Annotated in this window: 8 protein-coding genes and 1 pseudogene; 5 read left to right on the top strand and 4 right to left on the bottom strand. The window is 65.7% G+C overall.

From position 1 onward, the window contains the following. Nucleotides 1–55: 55 nt before the first annotated feature. Nucleotides 56–664: a class I SAM-dependent methyltransferase gene (locus PSRA_RS09565; RefSeq protein ID WP_412155166.1), complete on the bottom strand. Its 609-nt coding sequence runs from the start codon at nt 662–664 to the stop codon at nt 56–58. A gap of 1,024 nt (nt 665–1,688) precedes the next feature. On the opposite strand from PSRA_RS09565, the gene hflX reads away from it, so the two are divergent. From hflX to PSRA_RS04410, 3 genes are all read left to right on the top strand, one after another. Continuing rightward, nucleotides 1,689–3,248, top strand: coding sequence for a GTPase HflX (gene hflX / locus PSRA_RS04420; protein ID WP_169712477.1), 1,560 nt, complete (start codon nt 1,689–1,691; stop codon nt 3,246–3,248). Between the two features lie 140 nt (nt 3,249–3,388). Beyond that, a complete protein-coding gene (locus tag PSRA_RS04415; protein ID WP_094660688.1) occupies nt 3,389–4,351 on the top strand; it encodes an L-lactate dehydrogenase in 963 nt (320 codons plus the stop codon). 364 nt (nt 4,352–4,715) lie between these two features. Continuing rightward, nucleotides 4,716–5,600, top strand: a complete 885-nt coding sequence (locus PSRA_RS04410) for a cation diffusion facilitator family transporter (protein ID WP_245834891.1) — start codon at nt 4,716–4,718, stop codon at nt 5,598–5,600. Nucleotides 5,601–5,841: 241 nt separating this feature from the next. On the opposite strand, the gene lexA is transcribed toward PSRA_RS04410, so the two are convergent. After that, complete coding sequence (gene lexA, locus PSRA_RS04405; protein WP_094660687.1) at nt 5,842–6,699, bottom strand: transcriptional repressor LexA; 858 nt, start codon at nt 6,697–6,699, stop codon at nt 5,842–5,844. 390 nt (nt 6,700–7,089) lie between these two features. On the opposite strand from lexA, the gene PSRA_RS04400 reads away from it, so the two are divergent. Together PSRA_RS04400 and nrdR are read left to right on the top strand one after the other, a co-directional pair. After that, on the top strand, nt 7,090–7,461 hold the full coding sequence (locus PSRA_RS04400) for a LysM peptidoglycan-binding domain-containing protein (RefSeq protein ID WP_094660686.1): 372 nt from the start codon (nt 7,090–7,092) through the stop codon (nt 7,459–7,461). 181 nt (nt 7,462–7,642) lie between these two features. Continuing rightward, nucleotides 7,643–8,089 (top strand): annotated as a pseudogene (nrdR, locus tag PSRA_RS04395) (transcriptional regulator NrdR); the annotation flags it as partial. A gap of 422 nt (nt 8,090–8,511) precedes the next feature. Here the strand turns inward: nrdR and serA are convergent. Together serA and PSRA_RS04385 are read right to left on the bottom strand one after the other, a co-directional pair. Beyond that, complete coding sequence (serA, locus tag PSRA_RS04390; protein WP_094660685.1) at nt 8,512–9,711, bottom strand: phosphoglycerate dehydrogenase; 1,200 nt, start codon at nt 9,709–9,711, stop codon at nt 8,512–8,514. A gap of 207 nt (nt 9,712–9,918) precedes the next feature. Next, on the bottom strand, nt 9,919–12,195 hold the full coding sequence (locus PSRA_RS04385; protein WP_094660684.1) for a HelD family protein: 2,277 nt from the start codon (nt 12,193–12,195) through the stop codon (nt 9,919–9,921). Nucleotides 12,196–12,916 lie beyond the last annotated feature (721 nt).

Below are 12,916 nucleotides of genomic sequence, written 5' to 3'. Positions count from 1 at the left end.
GTTGGTGGGGTATGGATGGACGATGGGACGAGTGGTGCGAGCGGTTGCGCGGGCGTCAGGCCGTCCGGCGCACCTCGATGACGCGGTAGCCCTTGCTCGAGGCGTATTTCGACACCGTGAAGGCGGGTGCGGCGGCGTCATCGTGGCTTTGCTCGGAACCGGGCTGCGTTGCGCCCAGCTCATCGAGGCTGCTTTGCAGCCAGGGGATGAGGGAGTCGGCGCCAAGGTTCTTCTGCACGACGAGATACGCCGCGCCGCCGACGGACAGACGCGGCAGCCACTGCATCAGCAGCGCGTGCAACGCCTCCTTGCCGATGCGGATCGGCGGATTCGACCAGATGACGTCGAAGGCCAGGCCGGCCGGAACGTCCTCGGCCTTCGCGGCATGCACGGAGGGGCAGGCGTTGCGCGCCGCGTTCTCGCGCGTCAGCTCGAGCGCGCGCTCGTTGACGTCGACGGCCCACACATCGGCCTCGGGCGATTCCTTGGCCAATGCGACGGCGATCGGACCCCAGCCGCAGCCAAGGTCGAGGAAGGTGCCTGCGCTCGGCGGCTCGGGGGCGTGGCGCAGCAGTACGCGCGTGCCGAGGTCAAGCCTGCTCGACGAGAACACGCCGGCCGATACCTCCATCGACGCCTCGTGGCCGCGCAGGTCGAGCCCGATGATGCGGCGGCGGTCCTCGGCGGCCGGGTTTTCCGAGAAGTACTGCGTGTCGCGGCCGTCCGCAGGCTGCGGCTCGGCGGCGGTCTGCGCTTCCGCGGCGCTCGCGGTATCCACGATGTCGCCGGCCACGATGTCTCCGGCCTGGGCTGCGTGTGCGGGCTGCGCGTCATCCGCCGGCCTGGCGGTGCCCCTCGCCGTCGTTGCCGTGTTCTTCGCCTTCGACGCATAGCGCGGGTTGCCAGCGGGGGAGCCGTCGCGGCGGGACCCGTCGCGGTCGGCGTCATGGCGCTGGTGGCGCGGACGGGTGTGGCGGCGCGTCACCGTCGTCTCGTCGGACGACGCGGCGGCATGCCTGGTATCGCCGGCCTGCGTGCCGGACGGTTGTGATGCGGACGGCTTCGCGTCGGTCTGCGCGGTGGAGGAATCGTGTTTCCTCGCCTCGGCATCGGGGTCCTCGCCGCGACGGATGGCCTCGCGGCGCGCCGCGGACTGGCGCAGATATTCCTCGCGCGCCTCCTGCTCGACGCGGCGCCCACGGCTTCCGAACACATGGTGCTCGAAGGGATTGGGCTTCGGGCGGCGCTTGCGCGGCTTCCAAGACGTCTCGCGCATGGCGTCGTCGCGCGTTGCATTGTCGCTCTTGTCACGATTGTCGCGCCTGTCGCGATTGCCGCGGTCGTTGGTGCGGTTGCGGTTGCTGTTATTGGTGCGGTTGCCGCGGTTGTTGGCGCTGTTGGTGTTGGCGTTGGGGTTGGTGCGGCCGCCGTGGTTATTGCCGCCGTGCCTGCGGTCCGAGGACCTGTGCTCTGAGGTCATGACACTCCTTGCTCTGTCTACTGACTTGATAATAATGTGAGAACTAAACACTTCAGCCCCATATCAGGGCAATCCGCGAAAGGCGTAAGTGACTTCTCAGGAATCCGATTTCAGGAACACGCAGAAAACCGCACCGTCCACCGTCCCGCAGGGAACGGACGGAGCGCCCGCCGATCCCCGGCGCGGGACGCGCGGCGCCTCGCGCGACGTGCGCATCGTGGACGACGACGCCCGCGACGTGCTCGGCTCGCGCTCCGATGTGCTCAACCTGCCCTCCGAGGCGCGCAGCAACGACGATAACTACCAGTGGGAGGAGCGCGAAAGCCGCAACCAGCTCAAGCATGTGGCCGGCCTCGGCGAGCTCCAGGACGTCACCGAGGTGGAGTACCGCCGCGTGCGCCTCGAACGCGTCGTGCTCGTCGGCGTGTGGTCGAGCCTCGAGACCACGCAGACCGCCGCCGAGGAATCTCTCAGGGAGCTCGCCGCGCTCGCGCAGACCGCCGGCGCCGAGGTCATGGACGGCGTCCTGCAGCATCGTCTCAAGCCCGACCCCGCCACGTATATCGGCTCGGGCAAGGCCAAGGAGGTCGCCGCCATCGTGGCGGAGCACGACGCCGACACCATCATCGTCGACGCCGACCTGCCGCCGTCCCAGCGCCGCGAGCTCGAGGACGTGGCCAAGGTCAAGGTGGTCGACCGCACGGCCGTGATCCTCGACATCTTCGCGCAGCATGCCACGAGCCGCGAGGGCAAGGCGCAGGTCGAGCTCGCGCAGCTCGAATACATGCTGCCCCGCCTGCGCGGCTGGGGCGGTTCGCTGTCGCGCCAGGCCGGCGGTCAGGCCGCGGGCCAGGACGGTGGCATCGGGTCGCGCGGCCCCGGCGAGACGAAGATCGAGATGGACCGCCGCGTCATCCGCAAGCGCATGGCGCATCTGCGCCGGCAGATCGCGCAGATGGCCCCGTCGCGCGAGGTCAAGCGCGGTTCGCGCCGGCGCAACGGACTGCCCACCGTGGCCGTCGTCGGCTATACGAACGCGGGCAAGTCGTCGCTGATCAACCGTCTGACGGGGTCCGACGAACTCGTCGAGAACGCGCTGTTCGCCACGCTCGACACCGCCGTGCGGCGCGCCAAGGCCGCCGACGGGCGCCTGTACATGTACGTCGACACCGTAGGGTTTGTGCGGCGCCTGCCCACGCAGCTCATCGAGGCGTTCAAGTCCACGCTCGAGGAAGTGGCCGACAGCGAGCTTATCGTGCATGTGGTCGACGGTTCGCATCCCGACCCCTTCGGGCAGATCGAGGCCGTCAACTCCGTGCTGGCGGACATCGAGGGCGCGGACGCGATCGACCGCATCATCGTGTTCAACAAGGCCGACCGCATGGACCCCAACGCGCGCGAACGCATCCGGGGCCTCATGCCCGAGGCGCATATCGTGTCGGCCGCCACAGGGGAGGGGATCGCCGATCTTGTGGCCGACGTCGAGGCGCATCTGCCGCTTCCCGCGGTGCATGTGGAGGCCGTGCTCCCGTATTCCGCGGGCGCGCTGCTGTCGAAGGTGCGCGAATACGGGCATGTGGAGGCCGCCGACTACGAGGCGGACGGCGTGCATCTGTCGGCGGACGTGGATTCGCGCCTGGCCGCGGCTATCGTGGCGGCGGAGGACGGCGATGGCGCGGACGGCCCGGCGGAGGATGGCGCGGTCGGCGGCCAAGGCGATGGCCCTGGCGATGGCGCCGGAGACGGAGACACGCCCGACGATGCCTGAGAGGCGGGCGTGTCGTGGCCCCGGGTGTATCGTCACGCCGTCGCGTTAAATTTGACATTGTATTGAACACGATTCAAAAACCATTCCTTCTCGGGCCGCCATACGAGTGCGGCAGGGAAGAGTCGAAGGAAAGGTGCCTTATGGCCAATTCACCTATTCGCCCCACGAAGCTTGCGATTATCGGTGCCGGTGCCGTCGGTTCCACCACTGCGTTCGCCGCCGCCCAGCGCGGCGTCGCGCGCGAGATCGTCCTCGAGGACATCAACCTCAAGCGTGTCGAGGCCGAGGTGCTCGACATGCAGCATGGCTCCAGCTTCTATCCGACCGTCTCCATCGACGGCTCCGATGACGTGGAGATCTGCCGCGACGCCGACGTCGTCGTCATCACCGCCGGCGCCCGCCAGAAGCCCGGCCAGTCCCGCCTCGACCTTGCCGGCGCGACCATCAACATCATGAAGTCCATCATCCCGAGCGTGCTCAACGTGGCGCCGAACGCCATCTACATCCTCGTGACGAACCCGGTGGACGTCGTGACCTACGTCTCCATGAAGCTCTCCGGCCTGCCGGCGAACCAGATGTTCGGCTCCGGCACGAACCTCGATTCCGCGCGTCTGCGCTTCCTCATCGCGCAGCAGACCGGCGTCAACGTCAAGAACGTGCACGCCTACATCGCCGGCGAGCACGGCGACTCCGAGGTTCCGCTGTGGTCCTCCGCCACCATCGGCGGCGTGCCGATGCTCGACTGGACGCCGCTCGAGGGCCGCGAGCCGCTGACCGCCCAGGTGCGCGAGGACATCCACCAGGAGGTCAAGAACGCCGCCTACCGCATCATCGACGGCAAGGGCGCCACGAACTACGCCATCGCCATGTCCGCGGTGGACATCATCGAGTCCATCCTGTCGGATTCGAACCGCATCCTGCCGGTGTCGTCGCTGCTCGAGGACTTCCACGGCATCTCCGACGTGTGCATGTCGGTGCCGAGCGTTCTCAACCGCAAGGGCGTCAACACGCGCATCAACACGCCGCTGTCGGACGACGAGCTCGCCGCCCTCAAGCGCTCCGCCGAGACGCTGCGCGAGACCGCGGAGAAGTTCGGCTTCTGATTGATTCCGGACTCCGGCGTAAGCGAAGCCACAAGCGAAAGAAGGGGTGCCACCCAATGGGGCGGCGCCCCTTCTGCGTCTGTGGGGCGGCGCGGCGTGGCTGCGGTGTGGCTGCGGTGTGGGGTGCGACGCGTTGCGAACGATTATCGTTTGCGTTTCCTTGTGGAATTCTCGATACGGTGAGAAAATACCATCGTCTTCCGGAAGCCAGAAGGAAAGGGGAGCGATGGGCACCATGAATCCGCATCGGCCGGCACGGGGCGAAACAACGCAGAGCCGGACCGCACAGAGCCGGACTGCACGGAGCCGGACTGCACAGGGCGGTGCGCCGGGCGAGGATCGGCGCCGTCAGGAGCGCGCGCATGTGCGCCAGCTCAAGCTGTCGCTCCTGTTCACCGGCATTATCTTCGTCGCCGAGATTGTCGGCGCGGCCTTCACCCAGTCGCTGGCGCTGTTCGTGGATGTGGGCCATATGCTCACCGATGTGTCGGTGCTCGTCGCGTCGCTGGTCGCCGCCATCCTCATGCAGCGCAAACCCGACTCGCGCCACACCTGGGGATGGCGCCGGCTTGAGGTCGTCACCGCCGCGGGCGGCGCCGTCGTGCTGTTCTTCGTGGGGCTGTACTCCATCGTGCAGGCCATTATGCGCCTGACCGGCGCGGTGGCCGACACCGTGAACTCGCCCAGGTTGCTCCTTGCGTTCGGCATCGTCGGCCTGCTCGCGAACCTTGCGTCCATCGTCACGCTTGTGGGAAGCCATGACGACAACATGAACCTGCGCGCCGCCTTCCTCGAGGTATGCAACGACGCGCTGGGGTCCGTTGTCGTCATCATGTCGTCCGTGGTGCTGCTGTGCACGGGGTGGGACGGATTCGACGCGATAGCCGGCGGCGTCATCGCGCTGATGATCGTGCCCCGCGCACTGAAATTGCTGCGCGACAGCATGCGCGTGCTGCTTGAAGAGGCGCCGGCGGGAGTCGATGCGGATTGCGTGGTGGAGCACCTGTCGAAGGTCGAGGGTGTGGTCGCTATCCACGACGTGCATGTCAGCGCCGTGTCGAGCGATCTGGTGCGCCTCACCGCGCATGTGGTGGTGGACGGCTCCATGACGGTGGCCGAGTCGGCGGATCTGATTCAGCGCATGACGACGTGCGCCTCCGAGCATTTCCCTGTGTCGATCGAGCACTGCACGTTCCAGCTCGAGCCGGCGGACTATGGGAAGGAATGCGAGACGCATCGGACGATGTGATGTGGTGACGATGCGATGTGGTGACGATGCGGCTATGCGCGGGCGTGTGGGCGCACGGGCGCGTGAGTTCGTAGACGCGCAGACGCGCGGGAGTATGGGTGCATGAGCTCGAAGGCGCACGGGAGCACATGGCCGAACGACAAGAGACCCTGCCGGCGGGAGTGATGCTCCGGGCCGGCAGGGCCTCTTGTCGAGGGGACGCCCGTGCGCGTGATGCGTGCGGGAGTGGGGTGTGGCGTTGCTACAGCTTGCGCAGAACGGTAACCACCTTGCCCATGATTCGGGCACTGTCGCCGTTGATGGGGTCGTATTCCGGGTTTGCGGGCATCAGCCACAGGTGGTTCCTGTCGGGCTTGAAGTATGTTTTGACCGTGGCCTCGCCGTCGAGAAGGGCCGCCACGATGTCGCCGTTCTGCGCATCGTTCTGCTCGCGGACCACCACGAAGTCGCCGTCGCAGATGGCGGCGTCGATCATGGAGTCGCCATGCACCTCGAGCATGAAGAGGTTGCCGGTTCCGGTGAGGCGCTCCGGCAGGCGCATGACGTCCTCCACATGCTGTTCGGCGGTGATGGGGGTGCCTGCGGCGATGCGCCCGACGAGCGGAACGTCGATGGAGTTCATGATGGACTCCGACTGCTGGCCGGGGAAGGGGATGATGGTTGCGGTGCGGGAACCGGCATCCGCTGATTCCTCGCCGCCCTTGGCGCCGAACTCGGCGATCATCTCGATGGCACGGCCCTTCTTGCGGCTGATCTTCAGGCAGCCTTTGTCTTCGAGCATCTCCAGCTGGTGCTTGACCGAGGACGTGGATTTGAGTCCCACGATTTTTCCGATCTCGCGGATGGACGGTGCGTAGCCGTGTTCCGCGATATGCGTGGTGATGGCCTCGAGAATCTGGCTCTGGCGGTCGGTCAGGGTCACGGCGGTGTCTCCGACATGCCAGACATTGCCGTCTGGGGAGCCGGCGCTTGTGACGTCGGCATCGGCTTCGGCGTCGGCTTCGACGATGGCCTGGACGTCCGTCTCGTCGGTTGCGGCGAATCCGCTGCCGTCGGTGTTGTGGTGCGGCGGAACATGGTGAATGGGTGTAGTGGTCATATTCGTCCTCTCGTTTGACTCCACTATACAGTGCTTCAGAAAAATCCACAAACAGACGTTCGATAGAACGGACGTTTGGCCGGAACGTGCCTATCGACTCTTTGCAATACCCGCTTCGTAAGGCCCGTTTCGCAAGACCGGCTTTGTAAGACGGCAACGAACGCATAACTGAAAAACGTATACCTAGGTCTCGGGCATATGCACGAATGCATGCGGTCCGCATGTCGTGCCCGGGAACCATCCGATGCCTGCGCGTGCGCGTCGGCATCCCAAGGCCCTCCTGAAGAACTGTTCCATGAACTATCTTCAGGCGGGCGTCCTGTTGGGGGTCGCCGGGTCCGGCCCGGCGACGAACTGCGGAGTCACGCTCCGTCAGGAGAAGGAGTCGCTATGACACTGGCAACCGCAAGAAAAACAGCCACTGGCGCAATAGCCACTGCTGCAACGGACGTGGCGCTGGACTCTGGCCCGCTGAGGCTGACGCGACGTGGCAGGATCGTTGTGTCGCTTGTCGTCACCGCGTTGGTGTCCGCCCTCGCCGGGTTTCTGGGGCCGGTGCGCAGCGCTTACTCGCGTGAGGAACCGCAGCGCGTCGAGGTCTACCAAGTGCAGCCCGGAGACACCCTGTGGAGGTACGCCGAGCAGATCACGCCTGAGGGAGGTGATGTCAGGGATACGGTGCGCCAGATCCAGAAGCTCAATGACATGGACACCCCGACGCTCTACGCCGGACAGCGCCTCGTTGTGCCGGTCGATGAGTAGGCGTGCGCAATGTCATGCGGATGAACGTGATGCCATGCGGATGAACCAGCGCGGCGTGGTCGCGCAATGCGGTGTGGTCGTGGGGCGGTGTGGTCGTGGGGCGGCGGTCGGTCGGCAATCGTGTTGTCTGGCTCCAAGCCCTGGAAACGGCCAAAAGCCTGATATGTGCGATAATGCAGATATGCAGTGTCCGTTTTGCAAGTACAAGAACACCAAGGTTATCGAGACCCGGTCATCCGAGGACGGTTTCCTGATCAAGCGCCGCCGTATGTGCGAGAACTGCGGCAAGCGTTTCACGACGGAGGAGAGTTTCCCTCTCGTCGTCAGGAAGCGTGACGGAACAACGGAGCTCTTCGACCGTCAGAAGGTCATCCTCGGGGTGAGGAAGTCCTGCCAGGGGCGTCCTATCTCCAACGAGCAGATGAGCGCCCTGGGCCTTGCCGTCGAGCGCAAGCTCCGCGCCACCGGCCAGGCCGAGATTCCGTCGTCGGAGATCGGCAAGGCCATCCTCGAGCCTCTGCGCGACCTTGACTTCGTGTCGTATTTGCGCTTCGCATCGGTGTACCAGGATTTCGAAACCCTTGACGACTTCAAGAAGGTTATCGAGGATCTCGAAGCCTACCAGCAGTCGAAAAGCGAGGGGAAGGCCGACACGGACAGCGCTCCTGCGCAGACCGCCGGCACGGATGCTTCTGCCGCAGACGCTTCTGCCTCAGAGGCACATGCCTCAGATACCCGTGTCACAGACAGCACCGCCGCAGACAGCACCGCCGCAGATGCCTCTGCCGACACCGCCGCCGACGATGATTCCGCCGAAGATAACGAAAGCCGCATGTCCGCACCCACTGCGCAATAAGCGCAATAAGCGCAATCCGGGCATTCCGGGCAATCCGTGCTCCGGGCAATCGTAGAAACCGAACACGCTACCGCAGGCTGCATATCGCGACGCTGCATAGTGACACTGCACACCGCATACGAAGCATACGAAAGGGGCGGAGGCCGAAGCCTCCGCCCCTTGGCATCTCGGAAAGCGTCCGCGGTCGGGAACGACTAGTCGAGGATATGCACCCTCACGGTGCCCTTGATGTTCTTGATCTCCTCGATCGCCTTCTCGCTCGGATGCGTGGAGACATCCGTCACCACGTAGCCCAGCTCGCCTTCGGTGGCGAGGTACTGAGCCGCCACGTTGATGTTCTCCTCGCTCAGGATGTTGTTGAGCTTGGCGAGCACGCCCGGCAGGTTCTCGTGCAGGTGCGTGATGCGCACGACGCCCTTGTTCTCCTTGATCGTCAGCGTCGGCATGTTCACCGACAGCGACGTCTCGCCATGCACCCAGTAATCGAAGAGCTTGTGCGAGACATAGCGGCCGATGGACTCCTGCGCCTCGAGCGTGGAGCCGCCGATATGCGGCGTGAGCACCACGTTGTCGATTTCGGCGAGCTTGGTGTGGAACGGATCGCCGACCTTCTTCGGCTCGGTGGGGTAGACGTCCACCGCCGCGCCGCCCAGATGGCCGGACTTGAGGTTCTCGTACAGCGCGTCCGCGTCGACCACGAAGCCGCGCGACAGGTTGATGAAGAGGGCGCCCTGCTTCATCTGCGCGAACTTCTCCGCGTCGATGAAGTTGGTGTTCGACTTCCTGCCGTCCACGTGCACGGTGATGACGTCGGCCTCGTGCAGCAGGTCCTCGATGTCGAAGACGCGGCGGGCGTTGCCCATCGCGAGCTTCTCCTCGATGTCGAAGTAGATGACGCGCATGCCCAGCGCTTCGGCGAGCACCGACACCTGGGTGCCGATGTTGCCGTAGCCGATGATGCCGAGCGTCTTGCCGCGCACCTCATGGGACTGCTTCGCGGTTTTCGACCACACACCCTCGCGGATGGCCTTGGTGTGGGCCGGCACGCGACGCTCGAGCGCGATGATGTCGGAAATCACGAGCTCGACCACGGAGCGCGTGTTCGAGTACGGGGCGTTGAACACCGCGATGCCCTTGGACGCCGCGTAGTCCAGGTCGACCTGGTTCGTGCCGATGGAGAAGCAACCGATGGCGGACAGCTGGGGATGGGCGTCGATGACACGGCGCGTCACGTTCGTCTTGGAACGCACGCCGAGCAGGTCGACGTCATCGAGGGCCTGGATGAGCTCATCCTCATCCATGGCACCGGTTGTGGTGACGACTTCAAAGCCGCGGTCGCGCAGATACTGCGCGGCGAGCGGGTGGATGTTTTCGAGTAGTAGAGCTTTAGGCATATCCCCACAATACAGCTAGGGGGCCAATATTTCACCTTTGTGACGAGCTCCGGACAGGCCGAACGGTTGCCAAGAGGGTCGGGAACCCGGCATGCGACTGGGATGTGACTGGGACGCGACGGAGACACGACGGAGACACGACGGGCGGCGGGATAACCCGCCGCCCGAGGAATCGCCGCCGTCATCGCGGCATCGTGTCACTGCGCGTCACAGCGGCATGGACTCGGCGTCCTTCGTCGTGCGCACGATGGCCAGACGCTGCGTCGGGCGCGTCATCGCCACATACAGGTCCGCCGCCGCCACGAGGCGCGATGTGGCGTTCATGGCGATGAGCCCCGGCTCCACCAGCACCACCGCGTCGAACTCGAGGCCCTTGACGTCCTGCGGGCCGCTGATCACGATCTGGCTGTCCCACGCGTTCTGCGAGGTCAGGCGCGACCACTCCTTGGCGTCCACGGTCTGTTTGAGGCTCAGCGCCACGGCTTTGCGCACCGCGTCGCGAATCTCCTTGTCGGCAATCACCGCAATGCGCCCCGTGCCATCGGACGAAACGAAACGGCGCACGCAATCCATCGCGCAGGCCGCGGCCTGCTCCACAAGCGCGGAATCGTCGACCGTGATGCGGCGCACCGCGTCCGGCACATGCCTGACCGCCGACACCGTCGAGACGTACAGCCCCTCGTCGTGCGCGAACTGTGTGGCGAGCTCCGACACCTCCTGCGGATTGCGGTAATCCACCGTCAGCTCCTTGAGCGACCAGCCCTTTTCGCCGAACAGCGGGTCCATCGTGCGCTTCCAGGAACGCGTGCCGCCCAGCGCGCTCGTCTGCGCCACGTCGCCCACAATCGTGAACGAGCGCGAGGGGCAGCGGCGGATAAGCATGCGCCAGTCCATCGGCGTGAGCTCCTGTGCCTCGTCCACCACAATATGCCCGTACGTCCACTCGCGGTCGTCGGCCGCGCGCTCCGCCGTCGACTCCGCGTCGAGACCGTTCATATTGTCGACAAGGGTTTTCGCATCCACGATTCCGTTGCCGATGCCGTTCTGCGACAGCGTCTCGCGGGCGATCTCCTCGTCCTCCTGACGGCGCCTGTCGCGCGCCGCGGCGTCGGAATCGTGATGCGGATCGGGGCCGAGCAGCTCCATCGCCTCGTCCAGAAGCGGGATATCGGAGCGCGTGAACGGCGCGTCCTTGGCGCGGCGCAGCAGGTCGATCTCCGCCGGCTTGAGCCACGGCGCGTAGGAGCGCAGCTTCGCGGGCTTGGCGAACATATCCGAGAGCATCCACTGCGCCGTCATCGGAAGCCACGCCAGGTTCACGGTGCGGCGGAAATCATCGTTGAGGCGCAGCGCCTGGCGCACCGAATCGAGCTCCGACTGCTCGGGCGTGTAATCCAGCTTCGAGGCGTAGCGCGCCACCATGATGCCGGTGACCGACTTCACGAAGGTCTCGCGCGCCTGGTTATGCGGCTTGCGCGTGCGGCGCGCGTCCGTGATGGCCTGCTGGATGTCGGCGGCCTTCATGGGCAGCTGCATGTTGTTTACGCGAATCGTCGGCAGCGTCGACGGCACGCGCTCGCGGCCGCGCACGGCGTTCGCGATGACCTGCGCCATGCGCTTGTCGCCTTTGAGCGCGGCGACGCGCGGCGCGTCCTCGGAGCTGACGGTGACGCCGGGCAGGAGGGTGGCGAGCGTGCGGGAGACGACGCCCGTCTCGCCCAGGGACGGAAGCACCTGGTCGATGTAATGCAGGAACGCGGGGCTCGGGCCCACGATGAGCACGCCCGAATGGGACAGTCGCTGGCGGTGCGCGTACAGCAGATAGGCGGCACGGTGGAGCGCGACCGCGGTTTTGCCCGTGCCTGGGCCACCCTGCACGACGAGCGCCTGGTGCATGTCGGCGCGGATGATGCGGTCCTGCTCGGCCTGGATGGTGGCGACGATATCGGTCATCTTGCCGGTGCGGCGGCTTGACAGCGACGCCATAAGCGCGCCCTCGCCCGTCAGCGTGCCTTCGTTCGTGGCGTGGCTGACCTGCGCGGAGTCGAGGTCGAGCGCCTCGTCCTCGATGCTCACGACCTTGCGGAAACGCAGAGTGATATGGCGGCGCATCGCGATCGAACCGTGCTCCTTAGGCGTCGCCTCGTAGAACGGGCGGGCGGCCTCGGCCCTCCAGTCGGTGATGATGGGCTCGTGGGATTCGTCGGACAGTCCGATGCGGCCGATGTACAGGCGGTTGTCCTTGACATCGTCGAGCCTTCCGAACACGAGGCGGTCCTCGACGGCGCGCAGCTGGGCGAGACGGTCCTCGTACATCGTGGCGAAGGAGTCGCGCTCGGTGCGCTGCGTGGGGGAGCCATGCGACCCGGCGGCGCGGACGGCGCGCAGGCGCTCCTTCGTCTGCTCGCGGATGTCATCGAGGCGGGAGTAGGCGCGGTCGACCTGCTGTTGCTCCTCCTGGAGCTGGGAAGCGTAATCCGACATGTATGTCCTTATTCTCGGGTTCGTCCGGAATGCGATCCGGCCGGTTCCGCGACGCGGACGCGCTCGCGGGCGCAGTGGCCCGTGGGCGGCGGCGGTGCGGAGGGGTGAAAAACGCGAATTTCCATTTTACACGACCCATCCGCCTCCCACGCCGGGGTTCGGCGTGCGGCCACCGGGACCGGCTGTTGGTGAGGGAATCGTTGGGAATGCGTCGGTTGTTCTCCAACGGTGCCTCTCACTGGCACTGTGCTCGCCAGTGAGAGCGACCGTTGGAGGGGGAGGCCAGTGTTTTCAAGGGCGGGGTCGATGACGGTGCCTCTTACTGGCACTGTGCTCGCCAGTGAGACCCACTGTCGGCGGGGGAATCGTTGGGAATGCGTCGGTTGTTCTCCAACGGTGCCTCTCGCTGGCACTGCACGCGCCAGCGAGGCCGACTGTTGGCGGGAGGGCTGAGTGTTTTCAACGATGGGATAGTCATCAGTGCCTCTCACTGACACTGTGCTCGCCAGTGAGAGCGACCGTTGGAGGGGGAGGCCAGTGTTCTCAAGGGCGGGATCGGTAACGGTGCCTCTCGCTGGCACTGTGCCTGCCAGTGAGACCGACTGTTGGAGGGGGGGGGAGGCCAGTGTTTTCAAGGGCGGGGTCGGTAACAGTGCCTCTCGCTGGCACTCCGTGCGCCAGTGAGACCGACTGTTGGCGGGGAGTGGCAACGGTGGCTTGA

It is taken from the genome of Pseudoscardovia radai (assembly GCF_002259605.1).
In the GTDB taxonomy this organism is placed as follows: Bacteria; Actinomycetota; Actinomycetes; order Actinomycetales; family Bifidobacteriaceae; genus Pseudoscardovia; species Pseudoscardovia radai.
The sequence above is the reverse complement of the archived record's forward strand: the minus strand, read 5'-3'. Positions and strand labels throughout refer to the sequence as shown.